The following is a 21019-nucleotide window of genomic DNA, read 5'->3' as shown; positions in this document are numbered from 1 at the left end:
GGCTTGCAAGCGCCCCGCGCCTCGCCTAAGTCTTGAAAACCAGCGATAAGAACAAGGTGCATCGAATGGCCGGCGACAAACAGAACCTCCAGGACGCTTTTCTGAATCATGTCCGCAAGGGCAAGGTTCCGGTGACGATTTTTCTTATCAATGGTGTGAAACTGCAGGGCGTCATCACCTGGTTCGACAATTTCTGCGTGCTGCTGCGCCGGGACGGCCAGTCGCAGCTTGTCTACAAGCATGCGATCTCGACCATCATGCCCGGCCAGCCGATCAGCCTTTACAACGGCGAGGACTGATTGGCCGAGCTGTCGGAAACGCAAGAGCGGCCGACCCGCGCCTATGTGATCCATCCGGACCTGGGCAATGCACGCACCCGCCGCTCGCCCGAGCTGGCGCTGGAAGAGGCCGTGGCCCTGGCCCATGCCCTGCCCGCCATCGAGGTGACGGGCGCCGAGGTGGCGCGGCTGCGCAACCCCGATGCCGGGATGCTGTTTTCCAAGGGCAAGCGCGAGGAGATCGGCGAGCACCTGAAGGCCGTCGCCGAGGGCGAGGGCGCCGAGCTGGTGCTGATCGACGGGCCGGTGACGCCGGTCCAGCAGCGCAACCTGGAAAAGGCATGGGGCGTCAAGATCCTGGACCGCACCGGGCTGATCCTGGAAATCTTCGCGGATCGCGCACAGACCCGCGAGGGCGTGTTGCAGGTCGAACTGGCGGCGCTGGCCTATCAGCGCACCCGGCTGGTCCGGGCCTGGACGCACCTGGAACGCCAGCGCGGCGGGTTGGGCTTCGTCGGCGGTCCGGGGGAAACCCAGATCGAGGCCGACCGCCGCGCCATCGACGAGCAGATGGTGCGGCTGCGCCGGCAGCTGGAGCGCGTGGTCAAGACCCGCGAGCTGCACCGCAAGGCCCGCGCCAAGGTGCCCTATCCCATCGTGGCACTGGTGGGTTACACCAACGCCGGCAAGTCCACGCTGTTCAACAGGCTGACCGGGGCCGAGGTGCTGGCCCAGGACCAGCTTTTCGCCACGCTGGACCCGACCATGCGGCAGATGGTGCTGCCGGGCGGGCGCCGGGTGATCCTGTCCGACACCGTGGGCTTCATCAGCGACCTGCCGCATGAGCTGGTCGCCGCCTTCCGCGCCACGCTGGAAGAAGTGCTGGCCGCCGACCTGATCCTGCACGTCCGCGACATCTCGCATCCCGAGACCGAGGAGCAGGCGGGCGACGTGGGCGAGATCCTCGAATCGCTGGGCGTCGAGGAAGACGTGCCGCTGATCGAGGTCTGGAACAAGATCGACGCCCTGTCGCCCGAAACCCGCGCCGCGCTGCGCCGCACCGATGCCCGCACCGAGGGCGTGCAGGCGATCTCGGCGCTGTCGGGCGAGGGTATCGCCGACCTGCTGGCCGCCGTCGATGCGCGCCTGGCCGAGGCACTGGACGAACCGGCCGAGGAGGCCGAGCTGCGCCTGCCCGCCGAGGACGGCCGCCGCCGCGCCTGGCTGCATCGCCAGGGCATCGTCGTTTCCGAGGAAATGACCGAGACCGGCGTGCACCTGCTGGTGCGCTGGACCGCCCGGCAGAAGGCGGAATTCGCGGCGCTGTAATTCGCGGGATCGGTGCCCGTCATGCGTAACGCAAGTATCTTCTTTGTTGCTTAAATACCCATGCGGCGGCTCCAGCGGCGCTGTCCCATGGGTATTTGAACAACGAAGAAAAGCCACGCGGCCGCTTTCCGGGGGCGGCCGTTCCGGCATCAGGCGGGCAGGGCGTCCAACTCGTGCCGCCAGGGCGGGTTGGCGCCGGGGCGCGAGACGGTGATCGCCGCCGCGCGGGTACCGAGCGTCAGGGCCTGAAGCAGGGTTTCGGGCGTGAGGTTCGTCAGGCCCTCGCGGCTCAGCGCGCCCGACTGGTGCAGCGCCGCCAGCACTCCGGCGTTGAAGGTGTCGCCGGCGCCGATGGTGTCGGCGACCTCGACCCGCGTGGCCGGGGCGTCGAGCGGCGCGCCCTGCCAATGCGCCCGGGCCCCGGCCGAGCCGCCGGTCTGCAGCACCACCTTCGCCCCCTTGGCGAGGATGGCGGCGGCGGCTTCCTCGAAGCGCGCCCCCGGCATCAGCCATTCCAGATCGTCGCCCGAGAGCTTGACCAGGTCGGCCCGGGCGAGCAGGCGCTCCAGCCGGGCGCGATAGGCGGTCTCGTCGCTGATGAAGAAGGGGCGGATGTTCGGGTCCAGCATGACCGGGACGCGGGGGTGCAGCCGTTCGACCAGCGCCTCGATCGCCGCGCCGCAGGGGTCGGGCACCAGGCTGATGCCGCCCACGAACAGGGCCGAGACCGATTCGGGGATCTCGGGCAGGTCTTCGGGCGCCAGCATCCGGCCGGCCGAGCCTTCGTCGTAGAAGGCATAGCGCGCCTCGCCCCCGGTCAGGGTCACGAAGGCCAGGGTGGTCAGCCGGTCGCTGCGCGGGCAGAGGCCGGTGTCGACGTTCGCCTCGGCCAGCGGGCGCAGCAGCATCTCGCCGAAGCCGTCGCGCGAGATCGGCCACAGGTAGCCGGTCGGCGCGCCGATGCGGCCCAGGGCGATGGCGGTGTTGTAGACCGCGCCGCCGGGCAGCGGCCGGTAATGGGCGCCCTCGGGCACCATGTCGATCAGCGATTCGCCGGCGCACAGGATCATGACGCCCCCTCCCTCAAGGTCCGTTGTCCGACTGATAGCGGTAACTGCCGCTGATGGAAATATCCGGCGTGAGCGGGCCGGTCCCGATCCGCACATAGCCGCCGCGTTCGTTCAGCCAGAGGAGCCCCGCCAGCAGCGCCAGCGCAAGCAGCACGGCAAGGGCGATCTTCCAGACCGACCAGGGCCGTTCGCCCTGCACGCGGCCGGATTGGCCGTTGACCACGAAGCGGTAGCTCTGGCCGTTGTAGCGATAGGCGGCGGTCCAGACCGGCAGCAGGATATGCTTGAAGCTCTCATCCGCATAGCGGGTCTGGATGCCGGCGATCTGCTGTTCGTTGCCGCCGATGGCGCGGCGCACGTCCATGGCGATCACCCCGGCCATTTCCTGGCGCGCGATGTCATGGCCGGCGGCCAGCGGGATGGTATAGCCCTCGGCCAGGAAGCCCGCGAGATATTCCGGGCTGTAGGGCACCAGATGCGACAGATCCCAGGGCGCCAGCGCATCGGTGATGCGGCGCGGCAGGGCGCTGGCGGCCAGCACCAGCACGTCGTCGAAATTCCGCGCCACTTGCCCCGAGACCGGCGTCCAGCGCGTGCGGCGCACCTGCTGCGCCACGCGCTGCTGGCGGCCGTTGACCGTCTGCGTGACATAGACGGTTTCGTAATACCAGTCGCCGCGCGCGCCGCTGTATTGCGAGCGCGTGTCGGCGTCGAAGGTCCAGAACGGCGAATAGACCCCGTTCATCCTTTTGCCGCGCCTGGCATAGGCGGTCAGGCCCGAGGGTGCGAACCAAAGGCCCTTCATCCAGTCGTCCAGCGCGGATTTCGCCTGCGCCTCGGTGATGACGAAGGGCAGCACGCCCTGCGGCTTCAGCTGCCTTGTGGCGCCGGTATCGGTGACCACGGGCGTGGCGCAGAACGGGCAGGTCGAGGCGTGCTGGTCGGAGGTGATCTCGACCTTGGCGCCGCAATTCGGGCAGGAGAGGGTGCGGACGGTCTCGGCCAGGTCCGATCCGGCATCGAGGCGCAGCCCCTGTTCCAGCGGGATCTCGCGCAGGTCGGACTTGTGGCCGCTGTCCCATTGCAGCGCGCGGCCGGTCGAGGGGGCGTTCAGGATGACCCGGTCGCCCCAGGGCCCCTGCGCCGCCTGCCGGGCGGGCGCGCGGGCGGGGCCGGGGCCGATATGCTGCTCATGCCCGCAATAGGGGCAGACTAGGCTTTGCTGCCCGGGCGAGAATTCCAGGCTCGCGCCGCAATTCTCGCACGGGTAGCGGTATTCCGAAGGCGGTGTCGGCATGCGTCAGCCCTTGGGCACCGGGGGCGGCGGCGGGGGCGGGGCGATGGTGAAGAGCTGGGCCAGTTCGGCCACGTCCTCGGCCGGTTTCCAGCCGTCCTGGCCAGGGGTCCAGACCAGGGTTTCGCGGGTGAAGCCGCCCTGCTGGGCCAGCCGGCCCAGATGGGCGCGGCCATAGGGGCCTTGCGCGGCGCCATCGACGGCGATGTGCCAGACGGTTTCGGGATGCAGCGGCGGCGGGGTTTGCGGGGCCTGCTGGCCGGGGATCGCGCCCCAGGGACCGCGCCCGGCCATCGCCGCGCCGAGGCCAGCGCCGAGGCCCGCCCCGATGCCCGCGCCCATGCCGCCGGCTTGTTGCGAGGCGTTCAGCATCGCCTCGGAGGCGGCGTATTGGCCGAAGCGGTTCAGGTCGCCGACGATGCCCATCGAGGTGCGTTTGTCGAGCATCTTTTCCACCTCGTCGGGCAGGCTGATGTTCTCGACATAGAATTCCGGGATGGTCAGGCCGTATTCGGCGACCGTGGGGCTGATCGCCTTGGCGACCAACTGGCCGAATTGCGCCGTGTTCGCCGCCATGTCCAGCACCGGGATGCCCGAGCCCGCGATCATGCGCGAGAATTCCTGCACGATGATGTTGCGCAGCTGGAAGGTGATCTCGTCCTTGGTGAATTCGCCGTCGGTGCCGACGATCTCGGTCATGAAGCGGCCGGGGTCGGTCACGCGCATGGAATAGGTGCCGAAGGCGCGGATGCGCACCGGGCCGAATTCGGAATCGCGGGCGATGACCGGGTTCTTGGTGCCCCATTTCAGGTCGTTGAAGCGGGTGGTGTTGACGAAATAGATCTCGGACTTGAAGGGGCTGCGGAAGCCGTGATCCCAGTGCTGCAGCCGGGTCAGGATCGGCAGGTTGTTGGTTTCCAGCATGTAGAGGCCGGGCTGGAACACGTCGGCAAGCTGGCCTTCGTGGATGAAGACGGCGGCCTGGCCCTCGCGCACGGTCAGCTTGGCGCCGTATTTGATGGCGCGGCCGACGGTCGGGAAGCGATAGACCATGGTGTCGCGGCTGTCGTCGGTCCATTCGATGATCTCGATGAACTCGCCGCCGAGGATGTTGAAAAGCGACATGGGGCGTTCCTTGTGCGGCTTCGATCTGCGTGAGGATAGGCCCCAGAGCATGGGTTTCGTCAAGCTGGCACAGCGGGGCCGGATTGCTTGGCGGGTCGGCGTTTACTTTTTCTTGAGGGGTTGGTGGTAGGGCTTTGGCAAGCTGACCCCAATGCCGAGCCCGCTGGATGCTGTCTCCGTCCGAGTCCTGTCATGATGCCCTGGTCCCCGCGCGACGGCGCGCGGGCCGCGCGTCTGGCACGGTCGGCAGGGGTATTTGGAAAACGGAAAAAATCGCGGGCCTTGGGGTTTTGCGACGCGCCCTGCTCGGGGTGGGGCGCGTGATCTCGCGTGCATGGGCCGTGAGGACGGCTCGGCGGGGCGTTGCCCTAGACCTCCGTGCCCAGCAATTCGCGGGCGATCTGCAAGACGATGGGGCGGGCTTCGGCCTCGGTCATGCCGGGGCGCAGGCGCGGGTCGTAGAGGATCTTCAGCAACAGCTCGTCGTGCCGGGTCAGATAGGCGAATTCCTCGTCGTCGTTGAAGACCGAGGGCCGGGCGCGCGGGCTGTCGTTGGCAAGGCCCATGCCTTGCGCCAGTTCCTCGTGCATGCAGGAGCGGCGCAGGCGCGGCGGCAGCTCGGCCCGGACCAGCGCCACGGCTTGCGAATAGACCGGCGAATTGCCGCTGGAATAGGCGAAGACGGTGCAATAGTTCTGCGGCACCAGGTCGCGCAGGGCGGCAATGTCGCCCTCGGGGATGCCGGGCACCAGGCTGGCGAGCCGGGGGCCGATGGCGCGGCGCTCGTCCTCGCTGAGGATCAGAACCTGGAAATTGCCGGCGGCGCCGGTCAGCCCGACCGAATGGCCGCTGACCCGTTGCAGCCGGGCGGCGACATCGGCGATCTCGGCGCGGTCGCGGTTCCGCTGCACCGGCGCGACCGAATCGCCGAACTCCAGCCGGATCGCCACCGGCTGCTGCCAGCGGCGCAAGGGCGCGGGCGTCGGGCGCGAGATCAGCTTGCCGCCCTGGCGCAGGTATTCGTCATGCAGGGCGACCTCGACGAAATCCTCGGCCAGCTTCTCGGGCGTCAGCGCGATGTCGCTGCCGTCATCGGTGCGCAGCCGGCCGCGCGCGATCAGCGCCTGCTCGATCCCCGTCAGATAGTCGCGCATGTTGCGGCTGGCGGGGGTATTGGCGGCGACATCGGCGCGGGCGGCGGCGGCGCGGGCGGTCTCGGCACGCTCGCGGCGCAGGGCAGCCTGGTCGGCGCGGGGTTGTTCGGGGCGTTGCGGCGGCGGCGCCTCGGCCGCGGGCGGCGAGGTCTCGGGCTCGGGCGGCCGGTCCGAGCAGGCGGCCAGCGCCAGCAGCAGCGCGAGCGCCAGGCAGGGGCGGGCCGGCCGGATCACGACGGCTGCGTCGGGCTGGGGTTGCGGGGGCTGGCCGAGGCGAGGGTCTGGCGCAATTCGCTCTCCATGGTGCGCAGATCCTCCTCGGCGGCGGCGCGGCGGGCGCGGCCCTCGTCGGCGATGCGCAGGCTGTCCTCGATGGTCGAGATCAGCTCGGCATTGGCGGTGCGCACCGCCTCGATGTCGAAGACGCCGCGCTCCAGTTGGGTGCGGATCTGGGCATTGGCCTGGCGCAGGTTCTTGGCATTGGCGGTCAGCAGGTCGTTGGTCAGGTCGTTCGCCTCCTTGACCGCGCGGGCGGCCTCGGCGCCGCGCTGGATGGTGACGGCCTGCGCCAGCTGGGTTTCCCACAGCGGCACCGTGTTCACCAGCGTCGAATTGATCTTTGTTACCAAGGACTTGTCGTTTTCCTGCACCAACCGGATCGAGGGCAGCGACTGCATCGTCACCTGCCGCGTCAGCTTCAGGTCATGCACCCGGCGTTCCAGGTCGTCGCGGGCCGCGCGCAGGTCGCGCAGCTCCTGCGCGGCCATGACCTTGTCGGGCTCGGGCGCGGCCTCGACGGCGGCCTGTTTGGCGGGAATGTCCTCGCGGTCGATCTGCGCCAGCTTGTGCTCGCCCGCGACGATATAGAGCGCGAGCTCGTCATAGAAGTTCAGCGTGCGGTCATAGAGCAGGTCCAGCGACTTGATGTCCTTCAGCAGCCGGTGCTGATGCTGGTCCAGCTCGACGGTGATGCGGTCGATCTGCGACTGCACCTGTTCGTAATTGGCGACGAATTTCGCGAAGGGCGCGGCGCGGCCCATCAGCTTTTCCCACCAGCTGCGCTGGCGGCGCACGTCGAGCTCGGTGACCGAAAAGCCGCGGATGGTGGTGACGATCTCGCGCAGCGACTCGCCGGCGGGGCCCACGTCCTTGTTCTTGACGTCGGCCAGCATGGCCTGGCTGATTTCCTGCAACTCGTTCTGGGCGCGGGCGCCGAAATGCACGATCGAGCCCGAGTCCCGGATGTCGATCTCGTCCATGCGCTGACGGATCTGCGCGGCCACCGCCGGGTCGGCCTGTTCCAGCGGCGGCACGGCGGCCGGGGGCTCGGGCAGGATCACCGAGGTCACGGTCTGGATCTCGTCCAAGGCGGCTTGGGCATTGGCCTGCGTCTGCGAGGTCATCCGGCTTCGTCCTTTTCTGTGCGGGCGTGCTGCGCGTGCAGAATAGGCGGATTCGCGGCAAGTTCAACGACAGAGCGCCGCCCAGGCGGCCGGCTTTGCGTTGCGTGGCCGGCGGGCCGCGTGTAGAACCTGCGCGATTGAGCCTTGGGAAGGAGCCCCTTGCATGCGCAGAGTTGTCGTCACCGGACTGGGGATGGTCACGCCGCTGGCCTGCGGAGTCGAAGAGACCTGGACCCGGCTGCTGGCCGGAGAATCCGGCGCCGGACCGATCACCCGCTTCGACACCTCGGGCGTGCAGACGAAATACGCCTGCGAGATTCCCTTCGGCGACGGCACCGGCGGCACCTTCAATCCCGACGAGTGGATGGAGCCCAAGGACCGGCGCAAGGTCGATGATTTCATCCTGTACGGCATGGCCGCCGCGACCCAGGCGGTGCGCGATTCCGGCTGGGAGCCGATGAGCGAGGCCGATTGCGAGCGCACCGGCGTGCTGATCGGCTCGGGCATCGGCGGGCTGTCGTCGATTGCCGATACCGCCGTGCTGATCAAGGAACGCGGCGCCAAGCGGGTCTCGCCCTTCTTCATTCCGGGGGCGCTGATCAACCTGGTCTCGGGCCAGGTCTCGATCCGCTTCGGCTTCAAGGGGCCGAACCATGCGGTGGTCACCGCCTGTTCGACCGGCGCCCATGCCATCGGCGACGCGGCGCGGCTGATCATGCTGGGCGATGCCGACGTCATGGTCGCGGGCGGCACCGAAAGCCCGATTTGCGAGATCGGCATCGCCGGCTTCAACGCCTGCAAGGCGCTGTCGACCAAGCGCGAGGCCGACCCCAAGGCCGCCAGCCGCCCCTGGGACGAGGACCGCGACGGCTTCGTCATGGGCGAGGGCGCCGGCGTCGTCGTGCTGGAGGAATACGAGCACGCCAAGGCCCGCGGCGCCAAGATCTATGCCGAGATCCTGGGCTATGGCATGTCGGGCGACGCCTATCACATCACCGCGCCCAGCGAGGACGGCGACGGCGGTTTCCGCAGCATGACCAATGCCTTGGCGCGCGCGAACCTGTCGCCGGCCGATATCGACTACATCAATGCGCATGGCACCTCGACCATGGCCGACGTGATCGAGCTGGGCGCGGTCGAGCGGCTCTTGGGCGAGGCGGCGGGCAATGTGGTGATGTCCTCGACCAAGTCGAGCATCGGGCATCTGCTGGGCGCGGCCGGCGCGGTCGAGGCGATCTTCTGCATCCTGGCGCTGCGCGACCAGATCTGCCCGCCGACCATCAACCTGGACGATCCGGCGCGCGAGACTCCGGTCGATCTGGCCGCCAATGCCGCCGTGCGCCGCAAGGTCGATTACGTGCTGTCGAACAGCTTCGGCTTCGGCGGCACCAATGCCAGCCTGGTGATGGGGCGGGTCCGGGAATGATCTGGCGCCACATCGCGTCGAATTTCCTGACGCTGCTGATCGTGATCCTGATCGCGGTCGCGGCGGCCATCGCCTGGGCCAAGCATCAATACGTGGCCCCGGGCCCCAGCGCCACCGCCGCCTGCGTGCGGGTGGCGCCGGGCGCTAGCCTGAGCGCAGTCAGCGAGCAGCTGGCCGATCAGGGCGTGGTCTCGAACGCCTATATCTTTCGGGCCGGGGCGGATTACGCCGGGAAATCGCGCGATCTGAAGTTCGGCAGCTATCTGGTGCCGCCGAAGAGCAGCATGGAGCAGGTGGTGGCGGTCATCACCGCCGGCGGGCCTTCGACCTGCGGCACCGAGGTGGTCTATCGCATCGGCGTGCGCGAGAATTCGGTGATCCTGCGCGATATCGACAGCGAGACCGGGCTGATGGCCGAGCAGGCGAAATACAACCCGGCGACCGAGCCCGCGCCGCAGGTGCTGGCCGATGCCGAGGCCCGCGCGGATTCGCGGCTACGCATCAGCGTCGCCGAGGGCGTGACCAGCTGGCAGGTGGTCGAGGGGTTGAAGCAGGCCGGCTTCATGGATGGCACGGTCGCGAAGCTGCCGGCCGAGGGCAGCCTCGCCCCCGATACCTATGACGTGCAGAAGGGCGCCGACCGCGCCGCGCTGATCGCCGAGATGGAAAAGCGCCAGGCGGCGAGCCTGGCCGCGGCCTGGGAGACGCGGGCCGAGGGGCTGCCCTATCAGACGCCCGAGGAGGCGCTGATCATGGCCTCGATCGTCGAGAAGGAGACGGCGGTGCCGGATGAGCGCCGCGTGGTCGCGAGCGTCTTCGTCAACCGGATGCGACAGGGCATGCGGCTGGAGACCGACCCCACGGTGATCTATGGCATCACCAAGGGCGAGGGCGTGCTGGATCGCGGCATCCGCGGGTCCGAGCTGCGCCGGCGCACGCCCTACAACACCTATCAGATCGAGGGCCTGCCGCCGACGCCCATCGCCAACCCCGGCAGGGCCTCGATCGAGGCGGCGCTGAATCCCGAGGCGACGGATTACCTGTTCTTCGTGGCCGATGGCTCGGGCGGGCACGCCTTTGCCCGCACGCTGGAGGAGCACAACCAGAACGTGAAGCGCTGGCGCGAGATCGAGCGGCAGCGCGGCCAGGCGATGTCTCCGGTCCAGGGCGACTGACCCGGCCTTTGACAAGCGCGCGCCCGCCGGGCACCATCGCTGCATTTCCAGTGACGGAGATGCAGCGATGAAACTGTCCGATCTTTTGTCCGGCCTGGCCGAGAATGCCCGCGGCTTCGAGACGCGGGTCAGGAAATGGCAGGAGGAGATGGAGGCCAAGGGCGACGGTCTGATGGCCAGTGCCCGGCGCTGGCAGGAGAATGCCAAGACCCGGCAGGAGGATCTGAACAAGCAGATCCAAGGCTATCTGGACGATGCGAGCGAGAACGTCCGCGCGCAATGGGGCCAGATGCAGGAGGGCTGGGACGAGCAGGTCGCCAAGACCCGCGCCAAGGCCGAGGAATTGCGCAGCAAGGCCGAATCCATGCAGGCCGAGGATTACGCCGACTGGTCCGAGGCCTATGCCGCGACCATGGTGAGCTATGCCCAGCAGATGCAGGACGAGGCCAGCACCGCCGTCGCCGCCGCCGCCGAGGCGCGCGCCAAGGCCGAGGCGCTGAAGAAATCGGACTGAGGCGATTCCCGGGCGATTCCGCCCGGTTTTCGGCCGCTGTTGCGCGGGTCGTGCGCTGGTGTTGCGCCGGTTACTTCATTGTTTTTCAACAAGGATTAATGGAAGGTCGATCAACCTTCGGTTTTGCGTTGACTTAACGCACGCCTTAGAGTAGAACTTATCCATGCTGGGAGAAATGGGCAAGCGGCCGGGTCGGGCGACCTGAGGCCGCTTTTTTCATGTCTCGCTCGTGCGGACAGGCACACGAGGGCAGGGCGACACACGAATGACGATGAACTTCGATCCGGGGCCTGAGGCTCCGGAAGGGCCTTTCGTGCCCGGCGCCGGCATGGCGCCTGACATGAGCCTGGGCGCCGGCGGGGCGCCCGACATCAGCGTGGTCGAGATCGCGGACGGGCTGTTTCGGTCCTATGCGGCGGATCTGGACCGGCTTCGCCGCAAGATCACGGCGGGCGAGACCGACGATTTGAAGGAATCCGGCAAGCTGGTGCGCGCCCTGCGGGACGCGACCCAGATGGTGCTGGAGGAAAGGACCAAGGTTGACAAGCTTCGCAAGGATGCTGCCGGACAGGTCGGTGCAGGCGCACTCGACCTTGTCGCGGCACGAGATGAAATCGGGCGCCGCCTGGCTTGCCTCCGCCGAGCCGGGGGAGGTTGACGAATTCCTGGGGGGGTTGAGCGACAATGCCCTGGCCGCGCTGCCGTGGCTGTTCGAGTTCTGGGCGCTGCCGCATCAGCTGCCGCCCGAGGGCGACTGGAAGACCTGGGTCATCATGGGCGGGCGCGGTGCGGGCAAGACCCGGGCCGGGTCCGAATGGGTGCGCGCGCAGGTCGAAGGGCCGACGCCGGATGCGCCCGGGCGGGCGCATCGCGTGGCGCTGGTGTCCGAGACCTTCGACCAGGCGCGGGATGTGATGGTCTTTGGCGAGTCGGGCATCCTGGCCTGTTCGCCGCCCGACCGGCGCCCGGTCTGGGAGGCCGGGCGGCGCCGGCTGCTCTGGCCGAATGGCGCGACCGCGCAGGTCTATTCGGCGCATGAACCCGAGGCGCTGCGGGGGCCGCAGTTCGACGCGGCCTGGGTCGACGAGCTGGCGAAGTGGAAGAAGGCCGAGGAGACCTGGGACATGCTGCAATTCGCGTTGCGGCTGGGTGCGCATCCGCAGCAGGTCGTCACCACCACGCCGAAGAATGTCGCGGTGCTGAAGCGGATTCTGGGCAATGCCTCGACCGTGACCACCCATGCGCCGACCGAGGCGAACCGTGCCTATCTGGCCGAGAGCTTTCTGGCCGAGGTCGAGGCGCGCTATGCCGGGACGCGGCTGGGCCGGCAGGAGCTGGAAGGCTTGCTGCTGGAGGATGTCGAGGGGGCGCTGTGGACCACCGGGATGGTCGAGCGGTGTCGGGTCGAGGCTTGCCCGAAGCTGTCGCGCGTCGTGGTGGCGGTCGATCCGGCGGTGACCTCGGGCGCGGCTTCGGACGAATGCGGCATCGTCGTGGCGGGCGTGGTCAGTGAGGGGCCGATCACCGACTGGCGGGTCTATGTGCTGGAGGATGCCTCGGTCCGGGGCGGGCCGGTGGACTGGGCGCGGGCCGCCATCGCGGCGATGCAGCGCCATGGCGCCGAACGGCTGGTGGCCGAGGTCAACCAGGGCGGCGACCTGGTCGAAAGCGTGATCCGCCAGGTCGATCCGCTGGTGCCGTTCCGGGCCTTGCGGGCCGGGCGCGGCAAGGGGCTGCGGGCCGAGCCGGTTGCGGCGCTCTATGAGCAGGGGCGGGTGCATCACCTGCGCGGCCTGGGCGCGCTGGAGGACCAGATGTGCCGGATGACCGTCGCGGGTTATGATGGCAAGGGCTCGCCCGACCGGCTGGATGCGCTGGTCTGGGCGATCCATGAGCTGGTGATCGAGCCCGGTGCGGCCTGGCGCCGACCGCAGGTGCGGGGGCTGTAGCGCCGGACCGGGGCTCTGCCCCGGACCCCGGGATATTTACGCAAGAAAGAAGGGCCTTTTGGGGTCGTGGAGGGTCGCGTGAGCGGCCCTTTTTCATTGGAGATTCAGGAGGGACCGATGGCATTTCCCTGGTTCGGGCGGGGGGCTGCGCCCGCGGAGGTCGAGAAGAAGGCAAGCGCCGCGGGCAAGGTGGTGGCGCTGGCGGCAGGCTCGGGGCGGGTGGTCTGGTCGCCGCGCGACACGGTCAGCCTGACCCATGCCGGCTTTGTCGGCAATCCGGTCGGGTTCCGTGCCGTGCGGCTGATCGCCGAGGCCGCCGCGGCCGTGCCGCTGGTCTGCCAGGATCGCGAGCGGCGCTATGACGTGCATCCGGTGCTGGACCTGCTGCGGCGGCCCAATGCCGGACAGGGCCGGGCCGAGCTGTTCGAGGCGCTGTTCGGGCAGGTCCTGCTGAGCGGCAACGGCTATCTGGAGGCCGTGGGCGAGGGCGCCAAGGGGCTGCCGGCCGAGCTGCATGTGCTGCGCTCGGACCGGATGGCGGTGGTGCCGGGCGAGGATGGCTGGCCCTCGGCCTATGAATATGCGGTGGGCGGGCGCAAGTACCGTTTCGACATGGCGGGCAGTCCGGATCCGATCTGCCATATCCGCAGCTTCCATCCGCTGGACGATCATTACGGCTTGTCGCCGATGCAGGCGGCGGCGGTGGCGGTGGATGTGCACAACAGCGCCTCGAGCTGGTCGAAGGCGCTTTTGGACAATGCGGCGCGGCCGAGCGGGGCCATCGTCTACAAGGGCGCGGACGGGCAGGGCGCGCTGTCGCCGGATCAGTATGACCGGCTGGTGACCGAGATGGAGATGCACCACCAGGGCGCGCGGAACGCCGGGCGGCCGATGCTGCTGGAGGGCGGGCTCGACTGGAAGCCGATGGGGTTCTCGCCCAGCGACATGGAGTTTCACGAGACCAAGCTGGCGGCGGCGCGGGAGATCGCGCAGGCCTTCGGCGTGCCGCCGATGCTGATCGGCATTCCGGGCGAGGAGACCTATGCCAATTACGCCGAGGCGCATCGGGCGTTTTACCGTCTGACCGTGCTGCCCCTGGTGGCACGGGTCGCGAGCGCGGTGGCTTGGTGGCTCAGCGAGCATCTGGGCGCCGAGATCGACCTGCGGGCCGATCCGGACCAGGTTCCGGCGCTGGCCGAGGAGCGCGACAGCCATTGGCGCCGCATCGGCGAGGCGGGCTTCCTGACCGAGGCCGAGAAGCGCGCCGCCCTGGGCCTGCCGCCCTTGGCGGAGGGCTGAGATGGAGGGCTCGCGCTTCGTCAAGGAGCCCTTCGACTGGCACGACCAGCGCTTCGACACGCAGGAGCGGATCATGGCGCTGCAATTCGGCCAGGTCGAGCGGCGGCTGGAGCGGATCGAGGGGCTGATCGAGGGGCTGGAGCGGCGGCTGTGGATGACGGTCTATGGCGTCGTCGCCGTGATCCTGACCCAGGCCGTGCAGTCGATCCTGAGTTTTACCCCGAAAGGAGGCTGACGTGCATTCAAAGGATTACGGGCTGGAGCTGAAATATGCGGCCGGCGCGGCGCTGGTGTCGGACGGCACGCAGCTGGAGGGTTACGCCAGCCTGTTCGGCCTGGCCGACCAGGGCGGCGACATTGTCGTCAAGGGCGCCTATGCCGCCAGCCTGAAGCGGCTGCAGGCGCGCGGCGACAAGGTGCGCATGCTGTGGCAGCACGATCCCGCCCGGCCCATCGGCGTCTGGGACGAGATCCGCGAGGACGACAAGGGCCTGTGGGTCAAGGGGCGCCTGCTGCCCGAGGTGGCGCAGGCCCGCGAGGCCGCCGCGCTGATCGTGGCCGGGGCCATCGACGGGCTGTCGATCGGCTATCGCACCATTTCCGCCGAGCGCGACGGCAAGGGCCGGCGGCTGCTTTCCGAGGTCGAGCTGTGGGAGGTGTCGCTGGTCACCTTCCCGATGCTGGCCGAGGCCAAGGTCGGGCGCAAGTCCGACGGTGCATTGGAATTGGCGGCGGCCTTTCGGGCCGCGACCAAGGCGCTGCGCGCCGAGTGAGTTTCACCAAGCGGAGGGGACGATGACCGAGGTGAAAGCCGCGGCCGGGGCGGACATGCCCGGCGACCTGGGGGCCGAGATGCTGGGGTTCGTCAATGAACTCAAGGTTTTCCGCACCGATATTCAGAAACGACTGGAAGCACAGGAACAACGCATGACCATGCTGGACCGCAAGACCCTTTCCCGCGCCCGCGCCCCTCTGTCGGCCGAGGCCGATCAGGGCGCGCCGCATCAGAAGGCCTTCGACGCCTATATCCGCCATGGCGACGACGGTGCGCTGCGCGGGTTGCCGCTGGAAGGCAAGGCGATGACCTCGAGCTCGGACGGCGGCTTCTTGGCGGCGCCGACGGTGGCCTTGCAGGTGCAGGACGCGCTGAACGTCACCGCCTCGCTGCGCCGGGTGGCGAATGTCGTCACCGTGGAATCGGCCAATTTCGAGATGCTGGTCGACATGGGCGACATAGCCAGCGGCTGGTCGACCGAGGCCGGCACCCAGGCCGAGACCGGCACCTCGACCGTGCAGCGCGTGGTGATCCCGGTGCATGAGCTGTCGGCCATGCCCAAGGCCAGCCAGCGCCTGCTGGACGACGCGGCCTTCGACGTGGAAAGCTGGCTTGCCGGCCGCATCGCCGAGAAATTCGCCCGCGCCGAGGCCACGGCCTTTATCAGCGGCGACGGCGTGAACAAGCCCAAGGGCTTCCTGACCCATGCCAAGGCCGCCAATGCCAGCGCGACCAATGTGCAGATCGGCACCATCGCCTCGGGCGGGGACGGCGATTTCGCGGCGACCAACCCGGCCAATGCGCTGATCGACCTGGTCTATGCGCTGGGCGCGCAATACCGCGCCAATGCGAGCTTCGTGATGAACTCGAAGACCGCCGCCGCCGTGCGCAAGATGCGCGACACCGACGGCCGCTTCCTGTGGGCCGACAGCCTGGCCATGGGCCAGCCGCCGCAGCTGCTGGGCTATCCGGTGCTGCTGTGCGAGGACATGCCCGACATCGCGCGCGGCTCGTTCTCGATCGCCTTCGGTGACTTCCGCTCGGCCTATACCATCGTCGAGCGGCCGGACCTGCGGGTGCTGCGCGATCCCTTCTCGGCCAAGCCGCATGTGCTGTTCTATGCCACCAAGCGCGTCGGCGGTGGCGTCACCGACGCCCGCGCCATCAAGCTGATGGTCTTCGGCTGATCCACGGCCGAAGCGGGGGCCGCGCGGGCGATGCCCGACGAACCGGCCAAGCAACTGTCCGCACGCGCGACGGCGGGCATGCGCGGCCCCCTTTTTCCGCCCTTGGGATGCAGCCTCCGTGCGCACGGGAGAGATGAAGATGATGCTTGTGGAATTGACGGCGCCCGCCATCGAGGCGCTGCCCGTCGCAGGGTTGCGCGACCACCTGCGGTTGGGAACCGGCTTTGACATGGCTGTGGACGCGGCCGAGACCGCCGCGCTGGCGGGCTTTCTGCGCGCCGCCATTGCCACCATCGAGGCGCGGACCGGCAAGGTGCTGCTGACGCGGCAGTTCCGGCTGCGGCTGGAGGAATGGCGCGACCCGGCGGGCCAGCCCCTGCCGCTGGCGCCGGTCGGCAGCGTCGAGCGGGTCGAGATCACCGATGCGGCCGGCGTCGTCGTGCCGGTCGAGGGCGGCTGGCGGCTGGTGCAGGACATGCAGCGGCCGATGCTGCTGCCGGTGGGCGCATGGCTGCCGACCGTTCCCCGCGGCGGCTTCGTGACGGTGACCTTTTCGGCGGGGTTCGGGCCCTGGTGGGATTCGGTGCCGGCGGATCTGGCGCAGGCGGTGCTGATGCTCGCCGCGCGCTATCACGAGGATCGCAGCTTCGAGGGCAGCCAGGGCGCGATGCCCTTCGGGGTCAGCGCGCTGATCGAACGCTGGCGTTCGGTCCGGGTGCTGGGAGGGCGCGGCCGGTCGCGCGGCCGGGCATGAGCGCGCCGCGGCTGACGGTGCCGCTGGTGGTCGAGACACCGGTGCGCGAGCCGGATGGGATGGGCGGGTTCCGGCTGGCCTGGCAGGATGTCGGGCAGCTTTGGGCCGAGATGCGGTCGGGCGCGGGGGCCGAGCGTTTCGCCGAGGTCGGGGCGCAGAGCGTCGTCGCCTGGCGGATCACCGTCAGGGCGGCGCCTGCCGGCGACGCGCGGCGCCCGCGCCCGGAGCAGAGGTTCCGCATGGGCGAGGGCGCGGCGGCGCGGCGCTTTCGCATCGAGGCGGTGGCCGAGGCGGATGCGGCCGGCTGCTGGCTGGTCTGCGTCGCGAAAGAGGAGTCCCTGGCATGAGCTATGCAGCGACGGCCGCGCTTCAGGCGGCGGTCTATGAGGCGTTGCGCGGCAGCCAGCCGCTGCACGACCTGGTCGGCGACGCGATCTATGACGCGATGCCGGTCGCGGCGCCGGCCGGCACCTATGTCGCGCTGGGTCCCGAGGAGGTGCGCGACGCCGGCGATATGACGGCGGCGGGCGCGAGCCATGATTTCGTGGTCTCGGTCCTGTCGGGGTCGGACGAGTCGAGCGGTTTTGCCGCGATCAAGGCGGCGGCGGTGGCGGTTTCGGACGCGCTGGAGGCGGCCGAGATCGCGCTGGCCCGCGGGCATCTGGTGGGGCTGTGGTTCCTGCGCGCCCGCGCGCGGCGGGCCGAGAACGGCGCGGGGCGGCGGGTCGACCTGACCTTTCGCGCGCGCATTGACCTGGGTTGAGGAGAGACGGACATGGCGGTGCAGAACGGACGCGACCTGCTGATCAAGATGGACATGACCGGCGACGGCCAGTTCGAGACCATCGCGGGCCTGCGCGCGACCCGGCTGGGATTCAACGCCGAGACGGTGGATGTGACGAGCCTGGAGAGCGAGGGCCGCTGGCGCGAGCTTCTGGGCGGGGCGGGGGTGCGCTCGGCCAGCATCTCGGGATCCGGGGTGTTCCGGGACGGGACCACGGACTAGCGGGCGCGGCAGGTGTTCTTTGACGGCGAGGTGCCGCGCTTTCAGGTGGTGATCCCGGATTTCGGCGCGGTCGAGGGGCCGTTCCAGATCACCTCTCTGGAATATGCGGGCAGTTACAATGGCGAGGCGAGTTATGAGATTTCCATGGCCAGCGCGGGCGTCATCAGCTTCGTCGCGTTCTGAGATGGTCAATCCGCTGGCGGGAGAGGTCGAGATCGTGCTGGACGGCCGGCCGCATGTCGCCAGGCTGACGCTGGGCGCGCTGGCGGGGCTTGAGGCCGAGCTGGGCGCCGAGAGCATGATCGCGCTGGTCGAGCGCTTCGAGAGCGGCCGCTTTTCCAGCCGCGACGTTCTGGCCGTGCTGGTCGCGGGATTGCGCGGCGGTGGTTGGGCGGGCGACCTGGACGCGCTGATGGCGGCCGAGTTCAAGGGCGGGCCGGTGGGCGCCGCCCATGCCGCGGCGGCGCTGCTGGCGCGGGCCTTCCGCATCGAGGGCACATGAGCGCCGGGCTGGACTGGCCCGGCCTGCTGCGCATGGGCATCGGGCCGGCGCGGCTGGGTGGGCTGGGGCTGACGCCGGCCGCGTTCTGGGCGCTGACCCCGGCTGAACTGGCGCTGATGCTGGGCATCGAGCCGGGCAAGGGCGGGGCGATGACCCGCGACAGGCTGGCGGAGCTGGTCGCGCGCTATCCCGACCGGCCAGCAGGCTGAAACATCGAAGAAGGAGGCGCCGTCGTGGCGAACAAGGACGGATTCGACCGGCTGGACGAGGACGGCCCGGTCAACCTGGGCAAGAGCATGGACCAGACCGGCCGCATGACGGCGGAGTTCGAGGCCGAACTGGCCCGGCTGCGCGAGTCGATGGTCTATACCGGGCGCGAGGTCGGCACGCTGACCCAAGGCATCGGCAGCGGCCTGCGGCGGGCGTTCTCGGGCCTGGTCTTCGACGGTCTGAAGCTGAGCGACGCGCTGAAGGGCATCGCGCGCAGCATGGCGGACACGGCGTTTTCCGTGGCGATGAAGCCGATCGAGCAGGCCTTGGCGGGCGCGATCGCGCAGGGGGTGAACGGCATGGTGTCGGGCGCGCTGCCCTTTGCCAATGGCGGGGCCTTCTCGCAGGGGCGGGTGATGCCCTTTGCCAAGGGTGGCGTGATCAGCCAGCCGACCTATTTCCCGATGCGCGGCGCGACCGGGCTGATGGGCGAGGCCGGGGCCGAGGCGATCATGCCCTTGCGGCGTGGCGCCGATGGCCGGCTGGGCGTTGCGGCGGCTGGTGGCGGCGGCCGGGCAGTGAACGTGACCTTCAATGTCTCGACCCCGGACGTGACGGGGTTCCAGCGCAGCCAGAGCCAGATCGCCTCGCAACTGGGGCGGCTCTTGGCGCGCGGCGAAAGGAACGGGTGATCCATGGCTTTTCACGAGATCAGGTTCCCGGCGAACCTGTCCTTCGGCTCGGTCGGCGGGCCGGAACGGCGCACCGAGATCGTGACGCTGACCAACGGCCACGAGGAACGCCGCACGCCTTGGGCGCATTCGCGCCGGCGCTATGACGCCGGGCTGGGGCTGCGCTCTCTGGACGACGTGGCGGCGCTGATCGCCTTCTTCGAGGCGCGGGCCGGGCAGATGCACGGCTTTCGCTGGAAGGATTGGGCGGATTTCAAATCCTGCGCGCCCAGCGTGGCGCCGAGCCATCTGGACCAGGATCTGGGTGTGGGCGACGGGGTGCAGCGGGTGTTTGCGCTGCGCAAGGCCTATGCCTCGGGTCCGGCGCGCTATTGGCGGCCGGTGGCGAAGCCGGTCGAGGGCTCGGTATTGGCCGGGGTCGGGGCTGTCGAGAAGCGCGAAGGGGTCGATTTCACGGTCGATCTGGCGAGCGGCGAGATCAGCTTTGCCGTGCCGCCCGATGCGGGGGCGGTGGTGACGGCCGGGTTCGAGTTCGACGTGCCGGTGCGCTTCGATACGGACCGGATCGCGGTCTCGGTCTCGTCCTTCCAGGCGGGGGACCTGCCGCAGGTGCCGGTGGTCGAGGTGCGGATATGAGCGAGACGATTGCGCGGGCCTGGGCGGTTTCCCGCAGCGACGGGCTGGTGCTGGGCTTTACCGACCACGACCGGGCGCTGGCCTTCGACGGCATTGCCTTTCGCCCCGACAGCGGGCTGACGGCGCGGGCGGTGGTGCAAAGCTCGGGCCTGTCGGTGGACAACAGCGAGGCGGTGGGGGCGCTGTCCGACACGGCGATCACCGAGGCCGATCTGATGGCCGGGCGCTGGGACGCGGCCGACGTGCGGCTGTGGGAGGTGGACTGGGCCGATACCGCCAACCGACGGCTGATCTTTCGCGGTCACCTGGGCGAGGTGGTGCGCAGCGGCGCGGCCTTTCGGGCCGAGTTGCGCGGGCTGTCCGAGCCGCTGAACCGGGGCCAGGGGCGGGTCTATCACCCCCGCTGCTCGGCCGAGCTTGGGGATGGCATGTGCCGGTTCGATCTGACGCGGGCGGGCTATTCGGCCGAGGGCGTGGTGCAATCGGTCGAGGACGGGCAGCGTTTCGTGTTGTCCGGGGTCTCGGGCCTGGATGCCCGCTGGTTCGAGCATGGCCGGCTGCTGGTGCTGTCGGGTGTGGCGCAGGGGCTGTCGGGCATGGTCAAGATCGACCTGGCCGCCGCCGGCGGGCGGCGCGAGGTCGAGCTTTGGACCGGGCTTGGCATCCATCCGGCCGCCGGCGACCGCGTCAAGCTGATCGCGGGTTGCGACAAGCGGGGCGAGACCTGCCGCATGAAGTTCCTGAACTATCTGAACTTTCGCGGCTTTCCGCATCTGCCGCCCGAGGACTGGCTGATCGCGCCCAAGGTGAACCGATGAGCGTGGTGGTCGATGCCGCCCGGGCCTGGATCGGGACGCCTTACGTGCATCAATGCTCGGTCAAGGGTGTCGGGACGGATTGCCTGGGGCTGGTGCGGGGCGTCTGGCGCGAGCTTTATGGCCCCGAACCCGAGAGGATGCCGGCCTATACCCCCGACTGGGGCGAGGCCGGCGGGAGCGAGTTGCTGCTGGGTGGGGCCGGTCGCTTGCTGCGGCCGGCCCCGGACGAGCAGCCGGGCGATGTGCTGATCTTTCGCATGAGGGTCGGGGCGGTCGCCAAGCATATGGGAATTCTGGCGGAAACCGGCGCGGCGCCGAGCTTCGTCCATGCCTATGACCGGCATGGCGTGGTCGAAAGCCCGCTGTCGGCGCCGTGGCGAGCGCGGATCGCCGGGCGGTTCCGGTTTCCGCCGCTGTAAGGGA

25 protein-coding genes and 1 pseudogene are annotated in these 21019 nt (G+C 69.3%); 21 read left to right on the top strand and 5 right to left on the bottom strand.

Annotated features, from left to right (window positions below; all coding sequences use genetic code 11):
* Window positions 1-65 precede the first annotated feature (65 nt).
* Together hfq and hflX are read left to right on the top strand one after the other, a co-directional pair.
* Complete coding sequence (hfq, locus tag ASV56_RS05920) at window positions 66-299, top strand: RNA chaperone Hfq (RefSeq protein WP_062561186.1); 234 nt, start codon at window positions 66-68, stop codon at window positions 297-299.
* Window positions 300-1607, top strand: a complete 1308-nt coding sequence (hflX, locus tag ASV56_RS05915; RefSeq protein ID WP_062561185.1) for a GTPase HflX — start codon at window positions 300-302, stop codon at window positions 1605-1607.
* A 149-nt stretch (window positions 1608-1756) separates the two neighbouring features.
* Here hflX and ASV56_RS05910 read toward each other — a convergent pair whose 3' ends face one another.
* The 5 genes from ASV56_RS05910 to ASV56_RS05890 form a co-directional block, all read right to left on the bottom strand.
* Window positions 1757-2677, bottom strand: a complete 921-nt coding sequence (locus ASV56_RS05910; RefSeq protein ID WP_062561184.1) for a carbohydrate kinase family protein — start codon at window positions 2675-2677, stop codon at window positions 1757-1759.
* Window positions 2678-2690: 13 nt separating this feature from the next.
* Window positions 2691-3974, bottom strand: a complete 1284-nt coding sequence (locus tag ASV56_RS05905) for a TFIIB-type zinc ribbon-containing protein (RefSeq protein ID WP_062561183.1) — start codon at window positions 3972-3974, stop codon at window positions 2691-2693.
* A gap of 3 nt (window positions 3975-3977) precedes the next feature.
* Window positions 3978-5096 carry an SPFH domain-containing protein gene (locus ASV56_RS05900; protein ID WP_062561182.1) on the bottom strand — a complete coding sequence of 373 codons (1119 nt, stop codon included), beginning with the start codon at window positions 5094-5096 and terminating at the stop codon, window positions 3978-3980.
* 368 nt (window positions 5097-5464) lie between these two features.
* Window positions 5465-6484 carry a DUF2927 domain-containing protein gene (locus tag ASV56_RS05895; RefSeq protein ID WP_062561181.1) on the bottom strand — a complete coding sequence of 340 codons (1020 nt, stop codon included), beginning with the start codon at window positions 6482-6484 and terminating at the stop codon, window positions 5465-5467.
* Window positions 6481-7653, bottom strand: a complete 1173-nt coding sequence (locus ASV56_RS05890; RefSeq protein WP_062561180.1) for a toxic anion resistance protein — start codon at window positions 7651-7653, stop codon at window positions 6481-6483. The genes ASV56_RS05895 and ASV56_RS05890 overlap by 4 nt, the downstream gene beginning before the upstream one ends.
* Before the next feature lie 163 nt (window positions 7654-7816).
* Here ASV56_RS05890 and fabF point away from each other — a divergent pair, with 163 nt between their 5' ends.
* From fabF to ASV56_RS05795, 19 genes and pseudogenes are all read left to right on the top strand, one after another.
* Window positions 7817-9079, top strand: coding sequence for a beta-ketoacyl-ACP synthase II (fabF, locus tag ASV56_RS05885; RefSeq protein WP_062561179.1), 1263 nt, complete (start codon window positions 7817-7819; stop codon window positions 9077-9079).
* A complete protein-coding gene (gene mltG / locus ASV56_RS05880; protein WP_062561178.1) occupies window positions 9076-10254 on the top strand; it encodes an endolytic transglycosylase MltG in 1179 nt (392 codons plus the stop codon). The genes fabF and mltG overlap by 4 nt, the downstream gene beginning before the upstream one ends.
* A 67-nt stretch (window positions 10255-10321) precedes the next feature.
* Window positions 10322-10768: a hypothetical protein gene (locus ASV56_RS05875; protein WP_062561177.1), complete on the top strand. Its 447-nt coding sequence runs from the start codon at window positions 10322-10324 to the stop codon at window positions 10766-10768.
* A 271-nt stretch (window positions 10769-11039) separates the two neighbouring features.
* On the top strand, window positions 11040-11426 hold the full coding sequence (locus ASV56_RS05870) for a permease (RefSeq protein ID WP_253879887.1): 387 nt from the start codon (window positions 11040-11042) through the stop codon (window positions 11424-11426).
* Window positions 11377-12717, top strand: a complete 1341-nt coding sequence (locus ASV56_RS05865; RefSeq protein ID WP_062561175.1) for a DNA-packaging protein — start codon at window positions 11377-11379, stop codon at window positions 12715-12717. Before ASV56_RS05870 ends, ASV56_RS05865 begins: the two co-directional genes overlap by 50 nt.
* Before the next feature lie 117 nt (window positions 12718-12834).
* A complete protein-coding gene (locus ASV56_RS05860; RefSeq protein WP_062561174.1) occupies window positions 12835-14016 on the top strand; it encodes a phage portal protein in 1182 nt (393 codons plus the stop codon).
* 1 nt (window position 14017) lies between these two features.
* Window positions 14018-14251: a GTA head formation protein, RCAP_rcc01685 family gene (locus tag ASV56_RS05855; RefSeq protein ID WP_062561173.1), complete on the top strand. Its 234-nt coding sequence runs from the start codon at window positions 14018-14020 to the stop codon at window positions 14249-14251.
* 1 nt (window position 14252) lies between these two features.
* Window positions 14253-14789 carry an HK97 family phage prohead protease gene (locus ASV56_RS05850; RefSeq protein ID WP_062561172.1) on the top strand — a complete coding sequence of 179 codons (537 nt, stop codon included), beginning with the start codon at window positions 14253-14255 and terminating at the stop codon, window positions 14787-14789.
* Window positions 14790-14811: 22 nt separating this feature from the next.
* Window positions 14812-15978, top strand: a complete 1167-nt coding sequence (locus ASV56_RS05845; RefSeq protein WP_062561171.1) for a phage major capsid protein — start codon at window positions 14812-14814, stop codon at window positions 15976-15978.
* A 139-nt stretch (window positions 15979-16117) separates the two neighbouring features.
* Window positions 16118-16732, top strand: a complete 615-nt coding sequence (locus ASV56_RS05840; RefSeq protein WP_062562251.1) for a head-tail connector protein — start codon at window positions 16118-16120, stop codon at window positions 16730-16732.
* Window positions 16729-17079: a head-tail adaptor protein gene (locus ASV56_RS05835; protein ID WP_062561170.1), complete on the top strand. Its 351-nt coding sequence runs from the start codon at window positions 16729-16731 to the stop codon at window positions 17077-17079. Before ASV56_RS05840 ends, ASV56_RS05835 begins: the two co-directional genes overlap by 4 nt.
* Window positions 17076-17495, top strand: coding sequence for a DUF3168 domain-containing protein (locus ASV56_RS05830; protein WP_062561169.1), 420 nt, complete (start codon window positions 17076-17078; stop codon window positions 17493-17495). The genes ASV56_RS05835 and ASV56_RS05830 overlap by 4 nt, the downstream gene beginning before the upstream one ends.
* Window positions 17496-17507: 12 nt before the next feature.
* A pseudogene (locus ASV56_RS05825) lies at window positions 17508-17921 on the top strand (phage major tail protein, TP901-1 family).
* Between the two features lies 1 nt (window position 17922).
* Window positions 17923-18240, top strand: coding sequence for a gene transfer agent family protein (locus ASV56_RS05820; RefSeq protein WP_062561168.1), 318 nt, complete (start codon window positions 17923-17925; stop codon window positions 18238-18240).
* Window positions 18237-18449 carry a phage tail assembly chaperone gene (locus ASV56_RS05815; protein WP_062561167.1) on the top strand — a complete coding sequence of 71 codons (213 nt, stop codon included), beginning with the start codon at window positions 18237-18239 and terminating at the stop codon, window positions 18447-18449. Before ASV56_RS05820 ends, ASV56_RS05815 begins: the two co-directional genes overlap by 4 nt.
* 24 nt (window positions 18450-18473) lie before the next feature.
* Complete coding sequence (locus tag ASV56_RS05810; protein ID WP_062561166.1) at window positions 18474-19142, top strand: phage tail tape measure protein; 669 nt, start codon at window positions 18474-18476, stop codon at window positions 19140-19142.
* Window positions 19143-19145: 3 nt separating this feature from the next.
* On the top strand, window positions 19146-19778 hold the full coding sequence (locus ASV56_RS05805; RefSeq protein ID WP_062561165.1) for a DUF2460 domain-containing protein: 633 nt from the start codon (window positions 19146-19148) through the stop codon (window positions 19776-19778).
* Entirely contained in the window at window positions 19775-20596 is an 822-nt protein-coding gene (locus ASV56_RS05800; RefSeq protein WP_062561164.1) for a DUF2163 domain-containing protein, read from the top strand. Before ASV56_RS05805 ends, ASV56_RS05800 begins: the two co-directional genes overlap by 4 nt.
* The gene (locus ASV56_RS05795; protein ID WP_062561163.1) at window positions 20593-21015 is read left to right on the top strand and encodes an NlpC/P60 family protein; all 423 of its coding nucleotides are present in this window, start codon (window positions 20593-20595) and stop codon (window positions 21013-21015) included. Before ASV56_RS05800 ends, ASV56_RS05795 begins: the two co-directional genes overlap by 4 nt.
* The last annotated feature ends 4 nt before the right edge of the window (window positions 21016-21019 follow it).

It is taken from the genome of Paracoccus aminovorans (assembly GCF_001546115.1).
Lineage (GTDB): Bacteria > Pseudomonadota > Alphaproteobacteria > Rhodobacterales > Rhodobacteraceae > Paracoccus > Paracoccus aminovorans_B.
Note: the sequence above shows the minus strand (reverse complement) of the source record. Positions and strands in the feature narration are given on the sequence as shown.